Here is a 22,975-nt window from a genome sequence, read left to right as displayed (position 1 = left end):
TAAAGAAGCCTCTATTAACCGTAGAGGTTCCTGTACTTCATAATCTAGGCGTTCACGACTTCACCACCATTGGGATGGAGAATTTGACCTGACATATAGGAAGAGTCATCCGAAGCCAAGAATACATAACAAGGGGCAACTTCTTCAGGTTGTCCAGCACGGTGCATGGGTACTTGTGCGCCAAAGCTCTCCACCTTTTCCTCAGGAAATGTGGAGGGAATTAAGGGAGTCCAGATGGGGCCGGGAGCCACACCATTCACGCGAATTTTCTTCTCAACTAAGGATTTTGATAGAGAACGAGTAAAGGCAACAATTGCACCCTTAGTAGAAGAGTAGTCCAACAGTTGAGGATTGCCTTTGTAGGCAGTGACAGACGTGGTATTGATGATGGCACTACCTTCCTTCAGGTGGGGTAGAGCCGCTTTGGCCATAAAAAACATACCAAAAATATTGGTTCGGAAGGTGCGCTCTAGTTGCTCGGCAGTAATCTTCTCAATGCTCTCTTGGGGATGCTGTTCTGCTGCGTTGTTAATCAGGATATCTAGCTGTCCCAACTCCTGAACCGTTTGCTGCACCGCTTGTTGGCAGAACTGCTCGTCTCCTACATCCCCCTTGAGCATCACACAGCGCTTGCCTTCAGCTTCCACCAGTCGCTTCGTTTCCTCTGCATCCTTGTCTTCGCTGAGGTACATGATTGCTACATCGGCTCCTTCTTTAGCGTAAAGGATTGCGACTGAACGACCAATTCCGCTATCGCCACCCGTAATCAGTGCCACTTTGCCTTCTAATTTCCCCGCTGCCCGGTAATTAGAACCCTGTGCCTGGGGTTTGGGTGTCATTTTAGATTCGCTACCCGGTCGCTGATCTTGGTGTTGCGGTGGTTGTAATTCCTGTTTTTGTTTAGCTTGAGTCATAGTTTTTTACTTTTTTTGCCTATTAATTTTCAGGGTCTGTATGGTTTTTTCAAACCTCTAACACGTTAGAAAGAAGTGGCGCTTAGTTCTTGCGTCATTAGAAAGAAGTTTGAGCTATGCCTTTAGGCTAGGTTTTTATTAACAACCTCAGTAATGACCCTTACAATTTAATGTCATGAAATATTTCCAAAATCCTAAAAGATGTCGGGTATTCAGTAGACAGATGGGGTATCAGATGACTCAATATAAATCTAACAAGAGATAAGAAATAAAAAATCACCCACAGATTGAGTGGGTGTAGCTTTACTGTGTCAGTTATTTTTTAGGGATAGTTTCTAAATTAGAACACAAGAATTTGCCAGGAAAAGCCGATTAACAGGGCATACTTTGGGTAAACAGTACTTGACCTGCCATGTAAGAAGCCTCCTCTGAGGCTAAAAAGACCACACTTTGGGCAATTTCTTCGGGGTGACTCTCTACTCCCATTGGCATCTTATCGCCGATTGATTTAACTCTATCAGCGGATAAATTAGAAGGAACCAGCATTGTCCAGACAGGGCCAGGTGCAACACCGTTAACTCGAATTCCTTTATCTTGCAATGATTGAGATAAGGAACGAGTAAAGGTCAGAATGGCTCCCTTGTTAGAGGTATAGTTTAAGGATTGTTGGTTACCTTGGGATGCAGTTACAGAGGTGGTGTTGATGATAGTACTTCCCTCTTGGAGGTAAGGAAGTGCGGCATTAGTCATATAAAACATCGGGCAGAGATTACTTTGTAAAGTACGCTCTAGCTCGTCAATGCTGATGTTTTCTGGACTTTTTGGCGACTGCTGTTCAGCGGCATTATTCACCAAAATATCAATTTTGCCAAACTGATCAATAGCTTTTTGTACGGCCTGCTGGCAGAATTGTTCATCTTCAACATCACCGCCAATCAAAAGGCAGGAGCGCCCCTGTTCCTCTACCATTGTTTGGGTTTTTTTGGCATCTTCCCTAGCATTGCGGTAGATGATCGCGATATCAGCTTCTTCTTTGGCAAATGCGATAGCCACTGCACGCCCTATCCCACTATCTCCACCAACAATCAACGCTACCTTGTTACATAACTTGCCCCTCCCCTGAGCTGTTAATGTATCCTTCAACTCATCAATGTGTTTTTGCTGCATCATGTCCGATTTACTGCCAGAACTTTGCTTCTGTTTCGGTGTTGGCTTCGTTGTTTTTGCTAATGTCATCTCTTTCTGTTGATATTTTATTAAAGCAAGAAACCCACGCAGAAAAGGCAAACTTTGAAAAAGTAGCCTAAAAATACGCCTAACTCAAGCTTTTTTAACTTTTTGTAGGTTTTATTCAAGTACTATATATCTTTATATAGTTTAACCACTAATTAACGTCCCCTGCTATATCTGGCGATAGAAAGAAAAAGATACCCTTATACCAATTCTCCGGGATGTTACTCTCTATTTGCTCCCCCTGTAGTTCCTCCCTTGGTAAGAGGGGACAGCAGCCATGGGGGGTTTAATCATTGCAAGATTAAAAAGAATTGATATCAGAGCTAACAAAGCACATTTAATTCACATTTTAGTTTTTTTGTCAATTATTCCTTAGAAATAAGTTTAATCTCAGGTTTGCCCCTGATGGGGATGCACCAGCCGAAAGGTGCCCCAAATTGAATCATTAACGTCTATAAATTAAATAATAACTAAATAACAACAGAGCAAGTATTACTACTTGCTCCTCAACTGAATCTATGGATTGAGTATTTCTTGATAGCTCAGATTATGCTTCAACTTTGTTAGGATTTTTCTGAGCCACTTCCATCTTAACTTCAGAATTCCGTGCCGCGTCCAACTGATTAGTGTTGCTTGAAACACCACCAATCTTGAGTTCGGGGTTCTTTTCAGCAAAGTAATTGCTCAAGAACGTGTTCACAAAAGACAAGATGATGGGGCCTAGGATAAACGCTAATAAACCACTCACCCTAAATCCAGGTACGAAGAGTGACGCTAGCCAAAAGCAGAGTCCGTTAACAACTATTGAAAATGCTCCCAGGCTGACAAAGTTTAATGGCATTGATAGCGCTGACAGAATCGGCTTAACAGAAGAGTTAACTCCTCCAAGCACCGCAGCAGCAATCAACGCAGCGGGAAACGTTGCCAGATCAACTCCCGGAACAACTAAATCAACAACCAGTAAGCTAAGCGCCGTTGCTAATAATGTAAAAAATGTTCCAAGCATAGTTTTTTCCTCAAATTTACAGACAGTAAGTTTCTAATTAAAGTTGGACTATTTCGATTCTCGATGATTAGATAGGCTCAGTCCTCTCTACAGAGATAGATTTCCTAGGAAATAATTGAATTGTTACTTTGTTTAACAAAATCACCTAACTCAACATTAAACTAACGTAGTGCAACAGTTGATTGAGGTGTAAAACAGAACCTGTATTAGTAAAGAAAACCGAACAATTGAACTCAAACCTAAGAGAAGAGGTGATAACCCTTGAAAAGAAGGAAGCTACTTAGAGCTATCCGATCTATGATTCAATCATGCACATAGACGTTTCGCTGATTTTTATCTGTAAATCCCAATACTCATCCTACAAAATTGCTCTTCAACAAATAATCTAGTTGTTCTCAAATTTCTTAATTCGCGAATAATCCTTAGGGTGGAGGTTATCACCTAGTTTATTTAGCATAATTGAGATAAAGTAAACAGCAGGTTGAAAAATGAAGGATAAAATCTGAATCTATGACTCCGGATTTATTGCATTTGTATTCCAAATCTGGAGAGCAATTTTTTCAGCCTTCACACCTCCTACTTTTTCGTCAGTTTAGTAAAACCCCAGAGAAACAATATGAATTTACTCAGAATTATCATTGCTTTATTTCTTCCCCCGGTAGCTGTTTTCACGACAGTTGGAGTGGGACCGACGTTGCTGATTAATATCTTGCTGACTCTGCTAGGAGTCCTGCCTGGTAGCATTCATGCCATTTGGGTGATTGTCAAACATGAAGAACAAGTCGCAAGAGAAACAGGTTTTCAGTAAGGTAACTAAAGTAACGCGGTAGCATCGAGTAAAGACGGTCTCCTTTCCTTAGCGGCAGCTTCAGCTTAATTCTTTCTGTTTTGTTTTGTAGAGATAGCGATAATAGCTGCCGCCTCACTGTCAGTCCACTTTACCCAACTGTAACTGTAACTGTAGTTTTATTTACGTTCACTGAAATAAACTCCCAGTCCACCAAGTAAGTAATGTGTGACTGGGAGTTTATTTTTATTTCGATTCCATTCCAAAGGGAATAATATTATTTTTTAGCCTCAGGCGACTCAGTGATAGATTGCCATAGTTCCTTCAGGAGTTGTTTGACACGTTGTTCTCTCCTAGCCAGAGCGGCACCCGCTTCACCCAGTTTGTCCTCAAACTCTATTCGCTTGTGCTTGACTTGTTCAGCGGCGGCTTCTGCTTTAGGTTGAGAACGTTCGTACCATGTTCTTGCATCATCTAGATGCTTTTTCACCTCGTCGTAGCGCTCCCCATATCGTGCAGATAAATTAGCTTGAACAACAGCTAGTTGTGCTTGCAATTGGGCATAACGCTTTTTCATTAAAGATACTTCCTCACTGTCCTGAAGGACATTGATTGCCGATTCAATGGAAGCCTTAATATCAGGAGGTGTGTCTTTACCTGTTTCTCCGATATCAGCTAGAGCGTGATCGATTTGAGTTTGGAGTTCATTTTCTTCAGCATCGATGTGAGCTTGTAGCCGCTTGATTTCGGATTGAGTTTTAGCAATTGATTGGCGCTTAGCCTGAGTCATGCCTTCAATCGCTCCTTCAATCGAAGCGGTAATCTCGTCTTTCAGTTCTCCTCCCTTTTCTCTCAGACTTTCAATAACGGTAGAGATAGCGTCTCTAACCGTTGCGCGAATTTCGGTAGAACCTTCTTTAAACTCAGAAGTTGTTTGCGATACGGCGGATTGGACAATTTCCCGAATGCGCTCAGCACGCAACTTCCCTTCTTCTTGGGCTTTTTGAAGGTCGTTATTGATTTTAGTTTTGATGGAGTCAGGTGTTTTGATGGAGTCAGGCATTGTTAAATCCTAGTTTATAGAAGTAGAAGTAAATAAAGCCCAATGGATTTATTGGGTTTAGATGTTTAGATAGAGATGTTCTATCCCAAAGATAGAGTGACTTTCACACAAAGATATCTATATCTATCATGAGGTAAACTTGCCTATATTCGTTCTTCCTTTAGACAGAAAAATACTTTTTAAACTGCACTAGGGCGGAAAAAATGTTAAGAAATCTTAATTAAATTGAGGTTTAGGGTTAAGATGTTGGATTAAGTGTTATTCACCTTCTATAAAATGACCTGTCAGAATGGAATTTCAAGATGTACACAAGGAATATAGGTCAATTTGTGACAATAATCATTTTTCCATTAGGTATTTTTCAAGAAAGCAACAGATTATGAGATATAATTCAATCATGCTTAAACTTTATACCTATATTTAATAGGAAAAGTGTATTTTTAATGATGCGCCAAACCAAAATCATCAAAGAAACCTTTGGAAATCCTGAGCAAGCAGGCTACTACAGTGGAGCTTATATCTTCTCGGACGGCACAGCCGAGTTTGTCTGTGGGTACGAAGCTCCTATCGGTAAGAGAAACGGTAGCGAAGAATACTGCAACGTCATGCCCGCCACCCCTCAGCAGGTTTACGCCAAATACGGTAAACCTTCAGAAGGCTTTTGAGTCAATGACTTTTCAAGAAATAGTCGATTTGTTGACAGAAAAGAAAGTGATTCGGATTTTAGGTTGTTCCTCCCGAATTTTTTATACAAAGCTGAAAAATTTTCCCGCTCCCAAATCTCCAGAGGACTGGGGGGCGATTGAGGACATCAGTACTCGGTTGGGGATAGACAGAGATGACCTGAAAATCTTACTAGAAATGACTCAGACCAAAAAAGCTGCCTTAGCGCGGGTTAAGCGGGATGAAAAGGAACAGAAGCAATGGCTGGCTAACAGAAGAAAGAGTCTATAACCCACGTCATATGTAGTGGTAAGGGTTAGAGTTAAGTTATAAAGTTTTTCTTTCGGCAGTAAACGCCTAACGGCTGATTCTCATACTCAAATCTAGCCAGGGTGATCGTGTAATCGGTGCACTACTGGAAATGTAATCCACTCCAGTCTCTGCCACGGCTCGGATGGTTTCCAAGGTAATATTACCCGATGCTTCGATTTTGATGCGATTGTTATTTTCTCGAATGATTTGCACAGCTTGTCGCATCATTTCTAGTGGCATATTATCCAGCATGATAATGTCAGCCTGATGCTCCAACGCTTCTCGAACCTGAGCGAGAGTTTCTGTCTCTACTTCGATGGTGAGTGGGTAGGGAATGCGATCGCGAATTTGGGTAATAGCGTTCCCAATTCCTCCGGCAGCGGCAATGTGGTTGTCTTTAATCATGACCCCATCATCCAACCCCATCCGGTGATTCACTGCACCGCCTACTTGAGTGGCATATTTTTCCAGTAACCTCAACCCTGGCGTTGTCTTGCGCGTGTCTACCAATTGAGTGGGTAAATCGGCAATCTGAGCGACGTATTTGTGAGTCAGCGTGGCAATTCCGCTCAGTCCCATGGCTAAATTTAGCGCGACTCGCTCTCCCGTTAACAGCGCATCCAGAGGCCCTTCAATCGTTGCAATAACGGGTCTGCGTTCGGATGGCATTTCTGGTAAGCTCTCACACCATGAACCCTCTTCGATTAAGGGTATGAATTGCACCTGTGGGTTAAGCAACTGAAACACCCGTGCAGCGATCGGCAGTCCTGCAATTACCCCAGATTCTTTAGCAATCCATTGAGCCTTTGCAGTTTGAGAACCAGAGGCAAAAAGGCTTGCCGTCGTGCGATCGCCCCGTCCAATATCTTCTAATAACCAGCCGTTCAACAATCCATCGAGTACTAAAAACGGTGGCAGTACAGCCGTTGAAGTCTTCATCTTATTCACACCCTTAGAGAGCAACCTCGTGCAAGTCTTAAATTATGAAATTTACCCTTCTGCCTCAACTTACATCTTGCAGCAGTTGCAATAACCAGCCAGGGAATTAATTCCCTGGCTAATAGATCAAGTCGTCTTCATACGACTGAGTCGGAATTTCAGTCCATTTTAATGGACTTTCGCTATTAGCCAAGGGTTTAAACCCTTGGCGGGTTAAGGCGACAGGTGCAAGATGTCCGTCAACAGAAGGGATTACCCCGCATCTCAAAGTCTCCGCGTCAGGAGCATTCCTTAAACAGCAGCCATTTCTTGATGTTCAATCTTAGTCCCTAGAACATTGAGAAACGCGGCTAACCACTTAGGGTGTGCAGGCCATGCGGGTGCAGTTACCAAATTACCATCAACCATTGCCTCATCCGGTGGAATATGGGTATACAGTCCCCCAGCACGAGTTACATCTGGCCCACAAGCAGGGTAAGCGGTGCAACTTTTACCTTCTAGGACACCCGCCGCCGCTAAAACTTGTAATCCGTGACAAATGGATGCGATCGGCTTATTCGTCGAGGCAAAGTGACGGGTAATTTCTAACACCTTCTCATTCAGGCGAATATATTCCGGTGCCCTCCCACCCGGAATCACCAATGCATCATAATTGTCGGCAACCACTTCATCAAAAGTGGCGTTGAGTTGAAAGTTGTGTCCCGGTTTTTCACTATAAGTCTGGTCACCTTCAAAATCATGAACCGCTGTCTTTACCGTCTCCCCAGCTTTCTTCTCCGGACAAACCGCATGAACCGTGTGACCCACCATCTGCAAGGCTTGGAAGGGTACCATCACCTCATAGTCTTCCACAAAGTCACCGACGATCATTAAAATTTTCTTTCCAGTCATCTCGGAACTCCTGATTTGTATTAATTTCATCTTTAAATTAACTAAAGCCTATCTAGCGCCTTGCGGTAAACGATCTTGTCATCGTCCGCTTTGTAGAAGTCGCAGATTCGCGCTTCCTCTTCGTAACCGCACTTGCGGTAGAACACCCGCGTGCGCTCAAAACTCGCCAGCCCCGATGTTTCCACCAGCAGCACGCGCCCGCCTCGCACCCGAAGCATTGTGTTTGACTCTATTTGCTGGGGGGACGATTTTGGGATCGATAAAAAGGTTTTTTGACGACGACGCCTGGATAGGTTTTACCCCGAATTTCGACTTCGAGTTGTTGACCCATCTTCGACAAGGGAGTGGGAACATAAGCCAGTGCGATCGCTTTTCCTATTGTGGGTGATAGTGTCCCACTCGTCACTTCTCCTACCACTTGCCCTTCATGTTTGACCGGGTAACCATGACGCGCAATGTGACGCCCCTGCATCTCGATCCCGACTAAGCGTTTTTCGACTCCATTCGTTTTTTGTTGCTCTAGTACCGAACGTCCGATAAAATCACCTTTTGTATCCAGGTGAACGACCCAACCTAAGCCAGCTTCTAAAGGAGTTGTGGTTTCGGTAATATCTTGTCCATAGAGTGCCATCGCCGCTTCCAATCGTAGAGTATCTCTGGCTCCTAAACCACAAGGCGTGACACCCGCACTCAGGAGGCTGCGCCACAGTTCTACCCCAACTTCTGGGTCTACCATGACTTCAAACCCATCCTCGCCGGTGTAGCCTGTTCTAGCCAGAAAAGCAGGCTGACCCAGTACTGTTCCCTCTAAATGCCCAAAGGCTTTGATTGGGGTTAATTTTTCTTTGACAAATTGCTGAAGTTGTGAAACAGATTGCGGCCCCTGCACAGCAATCAAGACTTTTTCTTTGGAGAGGTCTTCTAAACTAACGGGAGTCCCTTCCAGATTAGCGACTAACCACGCTTTGTCTCTGGTTCGGGTTGCGGCGTTAACAATGATCATGCCCCGTTGCTCACCCGCTTCATTTTCACCCTGGTAATAAACAATGATGTCATCAATGATGCCAGCTTGGGGATTCAACAAAACCGTATACTGAGCTTCACCCGGTTGCAAGCGTTTTAGGTCGGAAGGGACAAAAGGCTGCAAAGATTCCAGCACTTGCCTACCCTTAAAGGCAAATTTTCCCATGTGGGAGATATCGAACATCCCCGCCGAAGTGCGAACCGCCTCATGTTCGGCGGTAATTCCACTAAACTGCACAGGCATTTCCCAACCGGAAAAGGCAGTGAGTCGGGCTTTTTGTTCTACGGCGAGTGGATAGAGGGGGGTGCGGAGTAGGGTGGGCGATGTTTCGGGTTTGGATGCTTCGGATTGAGCCACAGTTTGTCTTCAGTCGCAGGTGGTATCTTTAATATCTTAACCAGGTGCGATCGCTTGACATCTGTCTTGAAAGGCAGAAGGCAGAAGGCAGAAGGCAGAAGGCAGAAGGCAGAAGTGAAGAAGAATCACTTTCATTGTTTGCTGTGAGCAACAGTTTATGGAGAGTCTTGCATCTACTTTGCTCACCCACCAAGGACTTAAGTCCTACAGCGAGTAGCGAATTCGAGAGTGCGGCAAAATGTGCGATCGCACTCCGATACAGAACCCATACATATATCTCTGTGTACAGAAATCTGTTTAAACGTCCTGATAACTTACAAATGAGGATGGAACAAATACAACAGGAGATATCCAAAACTCAAACCGGAGAGTTACCCATGTCTAAGGCAAGAAAACAGCAGATTGAGGAAGCAAGACAACAAGAAATAGTCAAGCACATGGCTATTTTCACCAATAGCATGATTGCCCCACAATTAAAAGAGAGTTCCAAGCGTAGGCTGATTGAACTGAATGTTTTAGATGAGAGTGGAATCGCAGCCAAGGCTAAGGCAGCACTTGTTTGAGCGTTAACCCATTAATAACAAACTTAGACCACAAAGTTAGGGCACTATATAATATAATCGTGCCCTAACCCAAATTTGCGCGATCGCGTTTATTAAACAGAAAGTAAGATAAAAATAAATCCTGTCACCCCTAAAATTGACCCGGAAAAGTAATTAAAGCCCAAAATTGTAATGCATAGTACACTATAGAACACCAAAATCCTTAATACTGGCACTCTAGAGTTAGATCAACTGGGTGTGCGTTTACCAAACGTGCGTTGAGCGCAATCCCATTGCCATGATTGAGGATTGGGAAAGTTGGATTTTAAATTATGTGAGATTCCAACTCCCAATCCTATTTTTCTGTGTTAATAAATGAATCTTTAATTTCCGTACCTTTAACCGTTCGATCTACTTAATGGTCGTTTAGGCTTTGATAACGATAGAAAGCATAAGTATCAAATAAGGCTCCCACAATACTACAGGCGGAACTAATCGTCATGACACCTTGGACGGGACACCCACTGCCAAAGGTGGCGAGAAACTGCAATGTTTGGGTGGTGCCTGATTGACCGATAGTTTCTAAGCCGGGAACACAGCTAATAACCCCCAGTGAGGTAAATACCAGAGCCACCACTAGGATTGGAGCCACAAAACACAGAAGGACAGTCAGGAAGAGGGAACGGAGATAGTTGGGGAGAATACTCATAAATCAACCAAATTGCAGAGAAGGGATCTCAAGTACGGAATTTAGCTTGGTCACTTTCCACGATAGGGGCGATCGCTCATTTCCGACAAAGATGTCAAAAATCTTAAATCTTCATTAAATATCTTGGTGAAAGTCCGTGAATCTTACTCATAAACCCATAGAAATCTCAGATTTGTCTGATGGGTACAGGGCCTGTTCCCAAAAATGCGGGACAAAGCGGACAAATCCAGCCAGCATCAACCGTTCGGAAATACCCATCTGTTGTATGTCGCACAAAATCGGGTAAAGTGTCAACACTGGACACTCGCTATACTCACTCTCCATAAACTCCTTCAAAAGGCAATAAGGGTCAAGCTCAGCTAGAGTATCCCGCTCACGGCGAGCACTATGGAGCTTATGGAGACTGAATTACATTCCTACCTTGCCAGCAAACTGTGCAATTCCTGAGAATCTGCGAATCAAAAGTTTTCATTGTTAAGAACAAGATGGCTTTGTCTGGGTATTTGAAGCGCTACATTAAAGAGCAAAGCCGCCTTGGAAGGGCGGGGCTTGTATCCCATTAATTCTGGTCAATCGAGGTGGACGAGCTTCCCTTCCACCTGAAAACCTGCTTCCAAGCCTCCATTGAAGACTGTTATAGGAGCCATGTAACGTGACCGAGATTCAGTGTTTAAAAATTAAATTTCGTAGGGATAAAGCTGAGGAAGCCGTGCGTTGGGTACACTCTCTGAAAGAGCGCCAAGAAGAAGTTGCAGAATTACTTGATGCCGAAGGAATTCGGGTCGAGTCGTTGTTTCTCGAACGTTCTGGTCAAGACGTATATTTATATCAATACGTTCGAGCGAATAGTTTAGAACATGCCTACGAAGCCTTTATGAAATCGCAAATCTCCATCAGTGAAGAAACTCGACAATTTATTGATGAAATGTGGGAGGATGGTCAAAGTCTTGAACTAGTGGTAGATTTTGAACGTCCTTAATCAATCCGTCCGATAGAGTTTTGATGAAATAAGGTAGAGAGGTTATGTCTAACACTAGGGTTAGAGTCGTAGCTCGTGTTGTCGCTCTTCCCGACCAAGTAGAAGAAGTTAAAACCATTTTGCTAGGACTCATCGAGCCAACACGCCAGGAGGACGGTTGCATTGTTTATGAGCTTTTGCAAAATCAAAAAGACCCAAGCGATTTTACATTCGTCGAGGAGTGGGAAAGTCAGGAACTGTTGAATACTCATCTGGCTACACCACACCTAACAAAAGCCGCTTCACAACTACAGGGTTTAATTACGGCTGAACCCGATATCCGCGTTTATCAGTTACTACGGTAGGCAGTAAGGTGACGGAATAGATGTGCCAAGTTAGACGGCTACTTTTATCGTTAAAACGGCTTATAAATTGGATGATTGTCGCTGATAAGCCAGATATACGGCCTCTAGAAATTGGTTAGCCGTGACTCCTTTTGGCACCTTTTCTAAGGCAATTACCTCTTTGCTTTGATGAGCCAATTGTCGGCTCAATTCGGCTCTCGCCGCAGGAATCATCGCCGCTCGTCGCTGTAAATATTCTCGAATTACAGCAAAGTCTTCGGGTAACATCCCCGAAAAATCAGCGTCAATTAGGAGCTGGGTTACCAAAGTTTCGGCCTCTTTAGAGACGGGAAAGCTTGAAGAGGTAATGGGTTGTTCTTCTTGAATCACAAGAGTTCCCGCCACCCAATCTCCCAATCGTTTTTCTCGCCTGCCTAACACAATGAAAAAGACACCTAGAAAAAAGATATCATCAACAGGTCGTAGTAATGAACGCAGTGTAGATTGTTGTAGCCTAATCGGTTTCCCATCATCGCAAATGACACGAATTTTGGCCAAGCGTTTACCGGGAGTTTGACCCTGCCATAGGGTCTCAAAAACAACAAAGTAACCAACATAAATAAAGAAAGTAATTAATAATTGAATAGCTACCAACCACAGTTCTAGTTGCCTGTTCGTGCCGACTAAGTTTTCGAGAACCTCTAGGAGTTGAGTCGAGAATATTGCCCAAGTAACGAGAAATCCAAATAAAAATAAACCCCAAACCAAATAATCGATTAACAGGGCATAAGCTCGATTTCCAATTCCTGCTAGGGTAAATTCTAGTTCAACGCTTTCTGGAGTTTGGAGTGTGACTCGGTTGAAAAATCGCATGACAGTTAAGCAAAGCTTGAGGAAGGCATTGGATTACTCTTTAAGCTTCGCATTTCCCAGCGAGTGTGTCAGCTAGTCAACTGCTGCGGGGACAAGCCCACGCAGCTTGTAACTAACCAGAAGAACTGGTCGAAACATACGGGTTATTGACTGAACCCTGCTCTACCGACTCACGCTTGAGTAGTAGAGAGAATGTAATCATCTTTGATGTTCGTCGCGGCATTGATATCGGCGTGAGCCTTGAATCCACAGGTTTTACAGTGGAATCGAGACTTGTGCCGATTCGTGCTGTGACGCTGTTTGCATCGGCTGCACTTCTGGGAAGTGTATCGAGCATCCACGTAACCAACTTGCCTACCTTTGGCTTCAGCCTTGTAAGTCAGAAATTGCTCAAGTTGGTAGAAGCTCCAAGAAGATATCCACTTGTTAACCTTCTTGTTTCTGCGTTGATTGCGGATACCTGACAAGTCCTCTAGAACGTAAGTTTTCACGTCATTCAGTGCGACCAGTTTTTTACTTAGGGTTTGCTGTAAAAACCGGAAACCCTTAGCTATAAATAGTTTGAGCGGTCTTGAAAGTTGTTCAGCTCCCAGGAAATCTGGTAGAATCCCACAAAATCCTTGTACCAAGAGCAGGGAAAATGTACAGAAAAGCTTCCTCAAGCCCGACCCCACCGGAAAACTTTGAGCTGCCCTTTGAGGGAAAGTTATCACAAGATAACCGTTGGGTAATCATGGCAAATCTGATACCCTGGGATGAATTTGAAGAGGAATACGCCAAAATTTTTTCTATTGATATGGGGGCACCTGCGCTGCCATTTCGGATGGCATTGGGTTCATTAATAATCAAAGAAAGATTAGGAATAAGCGATCGGGAAACAGTAGAACAAATAAAAGAAAACCCTTACTTACAATACTTTATAGGGAGAAAGCATTACAGCAACGAAGCCCCTTATGATGCCTCACTTTTGGTAAGATTTAGAGAAAGGATAAATGTTGATTTAGTAAATCAAATAAATCAAAGAATGGTAAAGAAGATTCAGGAAGAAACAGAGGAGGAATCTAAAAAAAAAGCTCACTCTCAGAAAGGCAAGAAACAAGAGAAAGCCCGAATCAAGGGAAATTAATTCTGGATGCTACCTGTGCGCCAGGAGATATCAGCTATCCCAATGACTTGGGTCTATTAAATCAAGCCAGAGTCAAAACGGAAAAGATAATAGATACTCTCTATAAGCCCCTAAAAGGGAGACTAAAGAAAAAGCCAAAAACTTATAGAAACCTCGCTCGGAAAGATTACTTGAAAGTCGCCAAAAAACGGAGATCGTCAAGAAAAGAGAGAAGAAAAGCTATAAAAAAACAACTGAAATATATAAAAAGAAATTTATCACACATTGACCAGCTCCTTCAGACAGGAGAAGCACTTGAGGGTTTGAGCATCTCTCAATATAAGAGCTTGCTGGTGGTGACGGAAGTTTACCGTCAACAGCAATGGATGTATGAGAATAAAGCCCAGAGAATTGACGACAGAATAGTCAGTTTAAGTCAGCCCCATATCCGTCCAATTGTGAGAGGAAAAGCCGGAAAACCTGTAGAATTTGGAGCTAAACTAGCAGCAAGCGTCAGAGATGGATATGTCTTTTTAGACCGTATAAGCTGGGATAACTTTAATGAAGCCGGAGACTTAAAAGCCCAAATAGAAACATTTAAACAGCACACAGGAGTCTATCCCGAATCAGTACATGTAGATAGAATTTATCGAAATCGCGAGAATCGAGCATTCTGTAAAGAAAGAGGGATTAGAATAAGTGGCCCCCCCTTAGGCAGACCTCCAGCTAATGTCAGCTCAGACAAAAAGAAACAAGCCTTAGACGACGAGAAGGTTCGCAATGCTATTGAAGGAAAATTTGGCATCTCAAAGCGAAGATTTAGCTTGAATCGCGTCATGGCTAAACTGCCTCATACTTCTCAAACGGCTATTGCTATCACTTTTTTAGTCATGAATCTTTCCACCCTGCTACGGCAGTTTTTTTGTCTTTTTTTGTGCAATACACAACATCACGCCTTTTTTCTCGATAACTATTAATTCGGCTTATGCTTGTGGGAATTAACAACAACAAAAGCTCATTATTATTCCAGGATTAAATAACTGATTAATCCATCGGTTGTTTTTCGCCGACTTATTCAGCAAGCCCTAACTAATGCCCAGTCAATGTGTGCGTTGAATATTTCTGCACACTCGCTCATGAGTGGCAGAAAACGTTCACCTGGAAGATTAATTGGAATGCTAACAGTGCGCTTCATTTATATGTTCTGTATTCAACTGAGATCCGTTCAGTAATCGTCAAACCGTTGATTTTTCGTAAGAGCAGTGCCCCTGTGCCGATACCGAACCTGTGCTCGCTGAGTTCCTCTAGGGTGATTGCCAATCCCGTAACTGCAACCCCAATCCTTCGCGACGACTGCGAACATCATAGTAAACAACAGCTTTAATCGCCTGCCAGAACGGCATAGTCACAGCTCCACCTGCAAAACTGAGTACTAGGGAAATGATATACAAAGTCCAGTAAGCCGCAGAACCCTGTTCCATAGAGATAAGGGGTATTTGAGGCAGATAGCCAGTGACTAGCACAATGGGAAGTGTCACCAAAAAAGTAACTAAAAATACGCCTTGGATGCGAAATGCTGAGGTTTGTGTTAACTCCCAGCTTCTGCCAATGCTGGGAATAACTTGACTTCCCTCTTCAACGGCTAATACCACCTCCGCTAACCATAAGCGGGAGTAGAACCAACTCATACCTAGCAAGATGATGAAAACGCTAATAACAACAGAAACAATTGTCCCAAATACAGGATTTACAAAGGTTAATGCAATTCCTAATATGCCGGCGATTATAAAAGAAATAATTCCACATATTATATAAAATGCAAATAATAAAATACTTACCACAATACCCTGAAATAAAAAAGACCAATTTCTTCGATTGAGTTGACTACGACCTGTATTAGCTGTTTCTGGTTTATCGATTAATTCACCAAAACCTAAGCGGGAAATCAAGGCAGAATTGGTCAGGTATTGGGACAAACAATACAGGAAAATGAGCAACCACAGGGGAATAATCAACCACAAAGCCGATAAACCCAATGTTTGAGTAACAAACAAAAAGATAAGGGGAATGAATAGTAGAAAGGGAAGTACTATCCACAATGTGGCAAACACAGCCACGCTGAAATAGGGTTTTAAGTGAGAACGATAGAGACGTAAACCCGTACTGACGACATTCCCAACAGTGAGCGGTTCGATAGGTTGGCGAGAACTCCGATTCATAGACATAGCCAGACTTCCCCGATTGTGTGAGGCGAAATAAGGCTATCTTAACCACGTTTGGAAGAATATCTGAGGAAAATTTATGAATATTCAATCTTGGAGAACACAAGGCTCACCTAACTGGCAAAAGCTAGCGGATTTGGGCTATCGATAGATGGAGCAAGCACACGATGTAGGAATGGCAGAGTCAATTGCAGCCTGAAGTAAGCAGAAACGCCTGACAGGCAAAGGACGTTTGGCTTGAAGTGAACCGGCTCTAGTGCAAACCCAAATCGCGTATCCGCAAACCCAATCCTTCTTGACGGGTGCGAATATCGTAGTAAATAACAGCTTTAATCGCTTGCCAAAATGGCATCATTAACGTAGTTCCCACGATTGCTAAAATCATTCCCAAAAGCCCCATCAAGAACAAAGAAGCCAGAACCACATCGGGTGAGGAAGACGTAGAAAAAAGCGGCATGATAAAAAATACAGGAGCAAGGGTGAGTAATACGATGGGTAATGTAATTAAACTAGCTACTATAATGATGACTTGAATTCGCAGCAAAAATGCCTTGGTTAATTCCCAACTCCGACCTATCGAGTTGGTGGAATTCATATTATGCTCGATGGCTAAAGGTAACTCTGAAATAAAAAAGTGAGAGTATAACCAAACATAAATAAGTATGGCAACCAACCACACCCCTAAATCAATCATGAGGTTGATGGGGCTTAAGGCTGTATCTACATTAGAAATACCTACCATAAAGATAGGAGGTATAACAACAAGAACCCTTAACAGAAGTGAGGCAATAAAATAAATGCCAAAACTCATCGAACCAATGAGAATTTGGGCTGCCCAAAAACTCCAAAATCGTTGAGCGATATAACGGCGGGTTGTACTAATCGGTTCTGGCTGATTAACCAACTCTTTGTAGACATGCCGTGAAATGATTGCGTGAATTTGATAAATCTTTGCCCAACCATAAATCGGAATCAAAGCCCATAACAAAGCTTTAATCGATAGACCAAAATAGGATTTAAAATGAGCACGGTAGATACGTAAGCCAGCACTGACGACATTCCCAAGACTGAGCGGCCCCGTTGGTTGGCGAAGGCTCGGATTTTTGGACATCTGACGATTTCTCCAGTAACTTGCGGCGCAAACGCAAATCTTATCGATATCTCTTACGCTAGGACTAGCAAACGCTCCGGGTAAATTTTATGAATATTAGGCGCTGGATTGCGCGGCGGGAACCAAACTGGCAAAGATTAGATGCTCTCCTTAGACAAGTGGAGAAAAAAGGACTGAAGTCGTTGAAAGCATCTGAAATTAGGGAACTTGCTAGCTTATATCGCTCAGTTTCGGCTGATTTGGCAAGGGCGCGCACTAACCAAGTGGGCAATATTCTAGTGCAAAACTTGCAACAACTCACTTCCCGTAGCTATAGCCAGATTTATCAAGGTTCGCGCCGTCAGGAATGGCAGGCGGTGATGGAGTTTGGTCGTTGGGGCTTTCCGACTATAGTACAAGAAACCTTAGGCTATACGGTTATGGCGACAGCGATTTTTTTGCTGGGGGTACTTATTGCCTGGTGGTTTTCCTGGCAAGATCCCATGTTTATGTCCCTGATTGTTCCTGAATCATTGATTGAGAAGGTGCGCGATCGCCACGAATTATGGATGGGTTCTATTTTGGGCCAAGAACCTGTGGCATCTAGCAATATTATGATTAATAACATATCTGTAAGTTTTAGAGCTGTTGCTGGTGGGATTACGGCGGGAGTTTTTACCGTCTTTGTCCTAGTTTTCAACGGCCTCCTGATTGGTGCGATCGCCACATTAGTTGGACAAAATAACTTAGCTTATCCCTTCTGGGCATTTGTATTCCCTCACGGTTCCCTGGAATTACCCGCGATTTTTTTTGCGGGTGGCGCTGGTTTACTAATCGCTAGAGGAATACTATTTCCGGGTCAATATACCCGTGTCGAGGCGCTAAAATTTTATGGTTACAAAGCGGCTCAGTTAGTGTTTGGCATTGTCCCGATGCTGATTATTGCCGGTACAATTGAGGGTTTTTACTCACCCAGTCCAGTGGTGCCCAACCCTCTCAAATATCTAGCGGGAGTCGGATTATTTACCCTATTAGTCATCTATTGCAGCCGCAAAAAGCCTGCTGAGTACACCTCATCCTAAGAGTAGAAGCGCAACTCTCACTAGCACATCTAGGATTAAAACCATAGAAATAGGAGCGCAGGTAAACTGCGTTTGAAGTCATGAATTATAAATACAGATGGAAAAATGGTGCTCCGCCAACGCGGGATCAAGCGGCACGGAGCAAATATTTGCTAGATGAAAGTCAGTTTGAGAGTGAACATGATCGGCAGTTAGCAGAGGATTCGGCTCGTAAGCATTTGGGCGTACCTACGCGCACCGCAGACAGCGATATGCCTGTACTGCCTGTCTCGACACCTCCTGAAGATGGCACTTGGTAAAAGCTAACGTCTGCTCATCCTCCAAAAGGCGTGGACAAATTACTTGCTCTAGGATGAGGATAAAGCAACAAAGGAGTCGCTAGGGTGTAGAAACCGCAAGTCTACTCTTTTGGATGAGTACCATGAGCAATCTGCCACATCAATTACCAAAGTTCTTCGATAGCGACTCAATGGGTGGCGATGGGCTTTGGCAATATATACAATCGCTGCATCCTGAAGCGATCGCTCAACTTTCACAGCCTTCCTTGGAAGCCGCCAAGGTAATAGAAAATAACATCATCGGAATGCTAGGAACTTTACCTTCAGAAGCCTTTGATGTGACGGTTACGACAAGTCGTGAATACCTAGGGCAACTTTTAGTGGCAGCGATGATCGGCGGATACTTTTTACACAATGCTGAACAGCGTTTAACGTTTGAACAATCCATGCAGATGGCTGAAAACAAATAATACCCAATCCGCTTTTATAGCTGTCGCCATCAAGGTTAGGACTTTCTTTAACGGACGAGAGCGACTACCCGTAATAAACATTCTGTTTTCTGTCCTCTGTCCTCACGCGAGAGCTCCGGTCTGCCTTCTGCTATATCATCCCTTTTATCTGTGCATTTCCTCTCGTTCTATTAGCTGTGAACTCTGTACCTCTGTGGTTTCCAAGCAGGGGGTATTCACCTGAATCGGCTATCATTCCCTCGCAAAAATCCCCCGACTTCAAGCCGGGGGATTGTCAACAAAAACCTGTGCCCTGGGCGAATGAACTTTAAACCGCTTGGGGTTGAGCTTGGGGTTGGAATTGGAACAATGAATACACTACATTGCGCCGAATGTCAATCATCATCTCCAAGAAAGTTTCATATCCTTCCTGCTTGTACTCAATCAAGGGGTCTTTTTGCCCATAACCGCGCAAACCCACCGACTCTCGCAGAGCATCCATCGACTGTAAATGCTCCCGCCATAGGGTATCGATTTGCTGCAAGATGAAGAAGCGCTCCGCTTGTCGCATCAATCCAGGCTGAATTTGATCCACTTGGGATTCCTTGATGTCATAAGCTTTACGGACTTCTTCGTGCATGAAGGTTTTGATTTCCGCAACAGACATGTCCTCTAGATGCTGTGGCTCTAAATCTTGCAGTAAGTAGACGAATTCTTTCACCTTCGATACCAACTGATCCAGTTGCCACTCTTCTTGCGGTAAGTCGGGGTTCACGTAAGCTTCGACAATGTCATCCATTGTCCGTTCAGCATACTGAATCACTTGTTCTTTCAGGTCTAGCCCTTCTAGCACCCGCCGACGTTCAGCGTAAATCGCCCGTCTTTGGTTGTTCATCACCTCATCGTACTCAAACACCTGTTTCCGGGTGTCATAGTAGAAGGTTTCAACTTTTTTCTGTGCCCCTTCTAGAGAACGAGTGAGCATCTTAGACTCGATGGGCATATCTTCCTCGACGCGGAAGGCATTCATCAATCCCGCCACGCGATCGCCCCCGAAAATCCGTAACAAATTGTCTTCCAAACTCAGGAAAAACTTGGTCGAACCGGGGTCACCTTGCCGTCCCGCACGTCCCCGCAACTGGTTATCAATCCGCCGCGATTCATGACGTTCTGTACCAATCACATGCAAACCGCCGAGTTTGACCACCTCATCATGCTCACGGGACGTAAGGTGTTCATATTCTTTGCGAATGGCTTTATAAACTTCCCGCAACTTTTCAATCACCGGGTCATCCGTCGGTGCCTTTTCTGCCGCCACCGCTATCTTTTCGTCGGCTTCTAGTTCTGGCAGACTGCGCTCTCCATACCTTTTCACCGCAAAATTCACAGCATCTTTGAGCAGTTGTTCCGTTTCCTTGGACAGTTCCGTGGGGAAAATCTGCGGACTCGCTTTCCAAGTTTTTACTTTTTTGCCCGGAGCAAAGCCTTGAGGACGTGCTCGCTCACTCGCTCCTGGTACCGACACCGGAGTCAAGGCATCCTCTTGTTCGGGCATGACAATCTTGGGCATGAAGTACTCCCGCAACTTGAGTCGCGCCATATAGTCGGAGTTACCCCCCAAAATGATGTCTGTCCCTCGTCCCGCCATGTTCGTGGCGATCGTCACAGCACCTTTGCGACCGGCCTGGGCAACAATCTCTGACTCCCGTTCCACATTCTCAGGGCGGGCGTTGAGCAATTCATGAGGGACTGCCCGTTGTTTCAACAAACCTGAAAGTAGCTCTGATTTTTCTACACTGGTGGTTCCCACCAGGACTGGGCGTCCCTCTTCGTGCATCTGGGCACATTCTTCGGCGATCGCCTGCCATTTGGCGGGTTCGGTTTTGTAAACCACATCGGACAAGTCGTGCCGTCCCGAAGGTCTGTTGGTGGGAATAATTGTGACTTGCAGGTTGTATATTTTTTCAAATTCGGATTCTTCCGTCTTTGCCGTACCTGTCATTCCCGCCAGCTTAGGATACAGCAAGAAGAAGTTTTGATAGGTAATGGTGGCAAGGGTTTGGGTTTCATTCTGAATGTCTACATTCTCTTTCGCCTCAATCGCCTGGTGCAAACCATCACTCCAACGACGTCCTGACAACACCCGCCCAGTGAACTCGTCCACAATCACCACTTCTCCGTTGCGGACAATATAGTTCACATCGGCGAGAAACAATTCTTTGGCCTTAATCGCATTGAAGATGTAGTGCGCCCAAGGGTCTTCTGGGTTATACAAATCCTCGACTTCTAAGAGCTTCTCCGCTTCAGCGAACCCTTCATCGGTTAACAGAACGTTACGCGCCTTCTCATCCACTTCGTAATGTTCTTCTTTTTGGAGCGCTCGCGCAATTTGTGCCGCCTTTAGGTACTTTTCCGTCGGTCGCTCCACCTGCCCGGAAATAATTAGTGGCGTCCGTGCCTCATCAATCAGTACCGAGTCTACCTCGTCGATGACGCAGTAGTTAAAGGGGCGTTGTACAACATCCGACATGACCGTTGCCATGTTATCACGCAGGTAGTCAAAGCCCAACTCACTGTTTGTGGCATACGTAATATCACAGGCGTAATTGCGCTGACGTTCGGCAGGCCCCATGCCGGATTGAATTAGCCCCACGCTCAAGCCTAAGTAGCGGTGTACCTGACCCATCCACTCCGCGTCCCGACGGGCTAGATAGTCGTTGACCGTAACAACGTGGACACCCTTACCACTCAAGGCATTCAGGTAAGCGGGTAGGGTGGAAACCAGGGTTTTCCCTTCACCGGTTTTCATCTCAGCGATTTGTCCTTTATGCAGGACAATACCCCCTAAGAGCTGCACATCAAAGTGGCGCATTCCTAAGACTCGACGCCCTGCTTCCCTTACCACAGCAAAGGCTTCCGGCAACAACTCGTCCAACACCTCGGCTCGTTCGCGATCGCTCCTGGCTTTTGCGAGCTTCTGTTGGAATTCTGCTGTTTTGCCTTTGAGTTGATCGTCCGATAGCGCCTGGATCTCGTCTTCCAGAACATTAACATCAACAACGTAAGGCTGGTATTTTTTTAATTTGCGGGCGTTGGGGTCGCCGAGTACGGTTTTTAACATATCAGGAGATGTTTATTCACTAAGTTCCAGGGTAGAGGTTAGAGCGGCAAGACTCTAGGCAAAAGGGCAGAGTTAATGATTAGATTGAAATCTTTTTACAGTCTTTAGTTCCGATTTGCTGACCACCGACTGTCACCCCTGGGGGGTACATTGTTATCCTATCACTTCCCCTCAGATTGAGGCGGTACGGGGATTTCGGCAAAAACTGGGGGGTTGTCGGGGTAAACTCTATCCTATGGGGGTGGCACTCTCGCCCTCGATTGGGTGCGTTACGCTGTCACTAAAGCAGCCGACACCATATTCTCAGGGAAGGCGTTAAGGTGATGACTGAGCGACCGCAGCGTCCTGCAATCCTCAAACCCAATGAATCTTATACGTTCCGCAGCTACTTCCTGATGAAGTTTGCTCCAGCCGATATACTGCGGGAGTTAGGGGCAACATTGACCAAAGCAAAGCTCAATTTACCGATCGCGTCTTCAATAGAGCTTACCCGACTTCCCGATTTACGCCAGCGTATCGAGGATGCGATCGCCCTTTGGGCGGTACCGTAGGTAATCGCTCGCGTTAGCTTAACCAGTGAAGCCGCACGACGGGAAGTCCTGATCGCCCCTATTTTACTAGAAGTCGCGAAAATGGCCGAGGCAAACGTCAATATTGAGTACCCCATAGAGGTGAACCAATACCTCAGAGGAGAGTTAGACTATTATCTCCAGTCACCCCACTGTCTCCTAGTGGTAGAGGCTAAACAGGCAGACTTAACACGGGGATTTACGCAGTTAGCCGCTGAGTTAATTGCTCTGGATAGTTGGGTAGAGTCAGATGAGTCTATCTTGTATGGTGCTGTAACCACTGGGGATATTTGGCAGTTTGGTAGTTTTCACCGTCAGAATCGGGTAGTGACCCAAGATTTAATGCTGTATCGGGTTCCTACTGACTTGGAGGCGTTGATGCAGATTTTATTGGGAATTTTGATGCAAGGCTGAATTGACGGGTATTCGTTTGCATCAAAAGTC

Annotated in this window: 24 protein-coding genes and 2 pseudogenes; 11 read left to right on the top strand and 15 right to left on the bottom strand. The window is 44.6% G+C overall.

What is annotated here, in order from left to right; all coding sequences use genetic code 11:
- Positions 1 to 44: 44 nt before the first annotated feature.
- The 3 genes from MIC7113_RS12190 to MIC7113_RS12180 form a co-directional block, all read right to left on the bottom strand.
- On the bottom strand, positions 45 to 914 hold the full coding sequence (locus tag MIC7113_RS12190) for an SDR family oxidoreductase (RefSeq protein ID WP_015182467.1): 870 nt from the start codon (positions 912 to 914) through the stop codon (positions 45 to 47).
- Between the two features lie 372 nt (positions 915 to 1,286).
- Positions 1,287 to 2,150, bottom strand: a complete 864-nt coding sequence (locus tag MIC7113_RS12185; RefSeq protein WP_015182466.1) for an SDR family oxidoreductase — start codon at positions 2,148 to 2,150, stop codon at positions 1,287 to 1,289.
- Between the two features lie 544 nt (positions 2,151 to 2,694).
- A complete protein-coding gene (locus tag MIC7113_RS12180) occupies positions 2,695 to 3,153 on the bottom strand; it encodes a phage holin family protein (protein ID WP_015182465.1) in 459 nt (152 codons plus the stop codon).
- A 616-nt stretch (positions 3,154 to 3,769) separates the two neighbouring features.
- Here MIC7113_RS12180 and MIC7113_RS12175 point away from each other — a divergent pair.
- Positions 3,770 to 3,961: a YqaE/Pmp3 family membrane protein gene (locus MIC7113_RS12175; protein WP_015182464.1), complete on the top strand. Its 192-nt coding sequence runs from the start codon at positions 3,770 to 3,772 to the stop codon at positions 3,959 to 3,961.
- Positions 3,962 to 4,217: 256 nt separating this feature from the next.
- On the opposite strand, the gene MIC7113_RS12170 is transcribed toward MIC7113_RS12175, so the two are convergent.
- Positions 4,218 to 5,003 (bottom strand): hypothetical protein, encoded by a 786-nt coding sequence (locus tag MIC7113_RS12170; protein WP_015182463.1) that lies wholly within the window; start codon positions 5,001 to 5,003, stop codon positions 4,218 to 4,220.
- A 443-nt stretch (positions 5,004 to 5,446) separates the two neighbouring features.
- Here MIC7113_RS12170 and MIC7113_RS12165 point away from each other — a divergent pair, with 443 nt between their 5' ends.
- Positions 5,447 to 5,668, top strand: coding sequence for a hypothetical protein (locus MIC7113_RS12165; RefSeq protein WP_015182462.1), 222 nt, complete (start codon positions 5,447 to 5,449; stop codon positions 5,666 to 5,668).
- Between the two features lie 4 nt (positions 5,669 to 5,672).
- Positions 5,673 to 5,957, top strand: a complete 285-nt coding sequence (locus tag MIC7113_RS12160) for a hypothetical protein (protein WP_015182461.1) — start codon at positions 5,673 to 5,675, stop codon at positions 5,955 to 5,957.
- A gap of 66 nt (positions 5,958 to 6,023) precedes the next feature.
- On the opposite strand, the gene nadC is transcribed toward MIC7113_RS12160, so the two are convergent.
- The 4 genes and pseudogenes from nadC to gcvT all read right to left on the bottom strand — a co-directional run bounded on the left by nadC (position 6,024) and on the right by gcvT (position 9,189).
- Positions 6,024 to 6,917, bottom strand: coding sequence for a carboxylating nicotinate-nucleotide diphosphorylase (gene nadC / locus MIC7113_RS12155; RefSeq protein WP_015182460.1), 894 nt, complete (start codon positions 6,915 to 6,917; stop codon positions 6,024 to 6,026).
- Positions 6,918 to 7,208: 291 nt separating this feature from the next.
- Entirely contained in the window at positions 7,209 to 7,808 is a 600-nt protein-coding gene (locus tag MIC7113_RS12150) for a DJ-1/PfpI family protein (RefSeq protein WP_015182459.1), read from the bottom strand.
- 41 nt (positions 7,809 to 7,849) lie between these two features.
- Positions 7,850 to 8,023: pseudogene (locus tag MIC7113_RS12145) on the bottom strand (GNAT family N-acetyltransferase); the annotation flags it as partial.
- 14 nt (positions 8,024 to 8,037) lie between these two features.
- Positions 8,038 to 9,189 carry a glycine cleavage system aminomethyltransferase GcvT gene (gcvT, locus tag MIC7113_RS12140; protein WP_015182458.1) on the bottom strand — a complete coding sequence of 384 codons (1,152 nt, stop codon included), beginning with the start codon at positions 9,187 to 9,189 and terminating at the stop codon, positions 8,038 to 8,040.
- Positions 9,190 to 9,233: 44 nt separating this feature from the next.
- Between gcvT and MIC7113_RS12135 the strand changes: the two genes are divergently transcribed.
- Positions 9,234 to 9,752 (top strand): hypothetical protein, encoded by a 519-nt coding sequence (locus MIC7113_RS12135; protein WP_041780024.1) that lies wholly within the window; start codon positions 9,234 to 9,236, stop codon positions 9,750 to 9,752.
- A 394-nt stretch (positions 9,753 to 10,146) separates the two neighbouring features.
- On the opposite strand, the gene MIC7113_RS12130 is transcribed toward MIC7113_RS12135, so the two are convergent.
- Positions 10,147 to 10,440 carry a hypothetical protein gene (locus tag MIC7113_RS12130; RefSeq protein ID WP_015182456.1) on the bottom strand — a complete coding sequence of 98 codons (294 nt, stop codon included), beginning with the start codon at positions 10,438 to 10,440 and terminating at the stop codon, positions 10,147 to 10,149.
- A gap of 166 nt (positions 10,441 to 10,606) precedes the next feature.
- Positions 10,607 to 10,744 carry a hypothetical protein gene (locus MIC7113_RS36265; RefSeq protein ID WP_155897984.1) on the bottom strand — a complete coding sequence of 46 codons (138 nt, stop codon included), beginning with the start codon at positions 10,742 to 10,744 and terminating at the stop codon, positions 10,607 to 10,609.
- A 348-nt stretch (positions 10,745 to 11,092) separates the two neighbouring features.
- Here MIC7113_RS36265 and MIC7113_RS12125 point away from each other — a divergent pair, with 348 nt between their 5' ends.
- Both MIC7113_RS12125 and MIC7113_RS12120 read left to right on the top strand, forming a co-directional pair.
- Positions 11,093 to 11,419, top strand: a complete 327-nt coding sequence (locus MIC7113_RS12125; protein ID WP_015182455.1) for a DUF6176 family protein — start codon at positions 11,093 to 11,095, stop codon at positions 11,417 to 11,419.
- 44 nt (positions 11,420 to 11,463) lie between these two features.
- A complete protein-coding gene (locus MIC7113_RS12120) occupies positions 11,464 to 11,763 on the top strand; it encodes a putative quinol monooxygenase (protein ID WP_015182454.1) in 300 nt (99 codons plus the stop codon).
- A 60-nt stretch (positions 11,764 to 11,823) separates the two neighbouring features.
- On the opposite strand, the gene MIC7113_RS12115 is transcribed toward MIC7113_RS12120, so the two are convergent.
- Complete coding sequence (locus MIC7113_RS12115) at positions 11,824 to 12,615, bottom strand: RDD family protein (RefSeq protein ID WP_015182453.1); 792 nt, start codon at positions 12,613 to 12,615, stop codon at positions 11,824 to 11,826.
- A gap of 170 nt (positions 12,616 to 12,785) precedes the next feature.
- Positions 12,786 to 13,106 carry an RNA-guided endonuclease TnpB family protein gene (locus MIC7113_RS38465; RefSeq protein ID WP_172642233.1) on the bottom strand — a complete coding sequence of 107 codons (321 nt, stop codon included), beginning with the start codon at positions 13,104 to 13,106 and terminating at the stop codon, positions 12,786 to 12,788.
- A 149-nt stretch (positions 13,107 to 13,255) separates the two neighbouring features.
- Between MIC7113_RS38465 and MIC7113_RS35380 the strand changes: the two genes are divergently transcribed.
- Positions 13,256 to 14,697 (top strand): IS5 family transposase gene (locus MIC7113_RS35380; protein WP_390465109.1). Its coding sequence is split into 2 segments (ribosomal slippage): positions 13,256 to 13,687 and positions 13,690 to 14,697, totalling 1,440 coding nucleotides; the frame shifts between segments, so codons are not numbered across the junction.
- Positions 14,698 to 15,024: 327 nt separating this feature from the next.
- Here MIC7113_RS35380 and MIC7113_RS12095 read toward each other — a convergent pair.
- Together MIC7113_RS12095 and MIC7113_RS12090 are read right to left on the bottom strand one after the other, a co-directional pair.
- Entirely contained in the window at positions 15,025 to 15,945 is a 921-nt protein-coding gene (locus MIC7113_RS12095) for a hypothetical protein (protein WP_015182452.1), read from the bottom strand.
- A 250-nt stretch (positions 15,946 to 16,195) separates the two neighbouring features.
- Positions 16,196 to 17,053 (bottom strand): hypothetical protein, encoded by an 858-nt coding sequence (locus tag MIC7113_RS12090; protein ID WP_015182451.1) that lies wholly within the window; start codon positions 17,051 to 17,053, stop codon positions 16,196 to 16,198.
- Positions 17,054 to 17,142: 89 nt separating this feature from the next.
- Here MIC7113_RS12090 and MIC7113_RS12085 point away from each other — a divergent pair, with 89 nt between their 5' ends.
- The 3 genes from MIC7113_RS12085 to MIC7113_RS12075 all read left to right on the top strand — a co-directional run bounded on the left by MIC7113_RS12085 (position 17,143) and on the right by MIC7113_RS12075 (position 18,862).
- A complete protein-coding gene (locus MIC7113_RS12085; protein ID WP_015182450.1) occupies positions 17,143 to 18,114 on the top strand; it encodes a stage II sporulation protein M in 972 nt (323 codons plus the stop codon).
- Positions 18,115 to 18,194: 80 nt separating this feature from the next.
- Positions 18,195 to 18,413, top strand: coding sequence for a hypothetical protein (locus MIC7113_RS12080; RefSeq protein ID WP_015182449.1), 219 nt, complete (start codon positions 18,195 to 18,197; stop codon positions 18,411 to 18,413).
- 122 nt (positions 18,414 to 18,535) lie between these two features.
- On the top strand, positions 18,536 to 18,862 hold the full coding sequence (locus MIC7113_RS12075) for a DUF760 domain-containing protein (protein WP_015182448.1): 327 nt from the start codon (positions 18,536 to 18,538) through the stop codon (positions 18,860 to 18,862).
- Positions 18,863 to 19,169: 307 nt separating this feature from the next.
- On the opposite strand, the gene secA is transcribed toward MIC7113_RS12075, so the two are convergent.
- Entirely contained in the window at positions 19,170 to 21,962 is a 2,793-nt protein-coding gene (gene secA / locus MIC7113_RS12070; RefSeq protein ID WP_015182447.1) for a preprotein translocase subunit SecA, read from the bottom strand.
- 323 nt (positions 21,963 to 22,285) lie between these two features.
- Here secA and MIC7113_RS38960 point away from each other — a divergent pair.
- Positions 22,286 to 22,945: pseudogene (locus tag MIC7113_RS38960) on the top strand (hypothetical protein).
- The last annotated feature ends 30 nt before the right edge of the window (positions 22,946 to 22,975 follow it).

It is taken from the genome of Allocoleopsis franciscana PCC 7113 (assembly GCF_000317515.1).
Classification (GTDB): Bacteria; Cyanobacteriota; Cyanobacteriia; order Cyanobacteriales; family Coleofasciculaceae; genus Allocoleopsis; species Allocoleopsis franciscana.
The sequence above is the reverse complement of the archived record's forward strand: the minus strand, read 5'-3'. Positions and strand labels throughout refer to the sequence as shown.

What these genes read in the sequence shown, in the direction of transcription:
- nadC (WP_015182460.1), bottom strand. Translation starts at nt 6,917, where the DNA reads ATGAAGACTTCAACGGCTGTACTGCCACCGTTTTTAGTACTCGATGGA.
- MIC7113_RS12190 (WP_015182467.1), bottom strand. Translation starts at nt 914, where the DNA reads ATGACTCAAGCTAAACAAAAACAGGAATTACAACCACCGCAACACCAA.
- MIC7113_RS12090 (WP_015182451.1), bottom strand. Translation starts at nt 17,053, where the DNA reads ATGTCCAAAAATCCGAGCCTTCGCCAACCAACGGGGCCGCTCAGTCTT.
- MIC7113_RS12185 (WP_015182466.1), bottom strand. Translation starts at nt 2,150, where the DNA reads ATGACATTAGCAAAAACAACGAAGCCAACACCGAAACAGAAGCAAAGT.
- MIC7113_RS12080 (WP_015182449.1), top strand. Translation starts at nt 18,195, where the DNA reads ATGAATTATAAATACAGATGGAAAAATGGTGCTCCGCCAACGCGGGAT.
- MIC7113_RS12130 (WP_015182456.1), bottom strand. Translation starts at nt 10,440, where the DNA reads ATGAGTATTCTCCCCAACTATCTCCGTTCCCTCTTCCTGACTGTCCTT.
- MIC7113_RS12160 (WP_015182461.1), top strand. Translation starts at nt 5,673, where the DNA reads ATGACTTTTCAAGAAATAGTCGATTTGTTGACAGAAAAGAAAGTGATT.
- MIC7113_RS12115 (WP_015182453.1), bottom strand. Translation starts at nt 12,615, where the DNA reads ATGCGATTTTTCAACCGAGTCACACTCCAAACTCCAGAAAGCGTTGAA.
- MIC7113_RS12075 (WP_015182448.1), top strand. Translation starts at nt 18,536, where the DNA reads ATGAGCAATCTGCCACATCAATTACCAAAGTTCTTCGATAGCGACTCA.
- MIC7113_RS12180 (WP_015182465.1), bottom strand. Translation starts at nt 3,153, where the DNA reads ATGCTTGGAACATTTTTTACATTATTAGCAACGGCGCTTAGCTTACTG.
- MIC7113_RS12175 (WP_015182464.1), top strand. Translation starts at nt 3,770, where the DNA reads ATGAATTTACTCAGAATTATCATTGCTTTATTTCTTCCCCCGGTAGCT.
- secA (WP_015182447.1), bottom strand. Translation starts at nt 21,962, where the DNA reads ATGTTAAAAACCGTACTCGGCGACCCCAACGCCCGCAAATTAAAAAAA.
- MIC7113_RS12170 (WP_015182463.1), bottom strand. Translation starts at nt 5,003, where the DNA reads ATGCCTGACTCCATCAAAACACCTGACTCCATCAAAACTAAAATCAAT.
- MIC7113_RS12120 (WP_015182454.1), top strand. Translation starts at nt 11,464, where the DNA reads ATGTCTAACACTAGGGTTAGAGTCGTAGCTCGTGTTGTCGCTCTTCCC.
- MIC7113_RS12085 (WP_015182450.1), top strand. Translation starts at nt 17,143, where the DNA reads ATGAATATTAGGCGCTGGATTGCGCGGCGGGAACCAAACTGGCAAAGA.
- MIC7113_RS12150 (WP_015182459.1), bottom strand. Translation starts at nt 7,808, where the DNA reads ATGACTGGAAAGAAAATTTTAATGATCGTCGGTGACTTTGTGGAAGAC.
- MIC7113_RS12095 (WP_015182452.1), bottom strand. Translation starts at nt 15,945, where the DNA reads ATGTCTATGAATCGGAGTTCTCGCCAACCTATCGAACCGCTCACTGTT.
- MIC7113_RS12165 (WP_015182462.1), top strand. Translation starts at nt 5,447, where the DNA reads ATGATGCGCCAAACCAAAATCATCAAAGAAACCTTTGGAAATCCTGAG.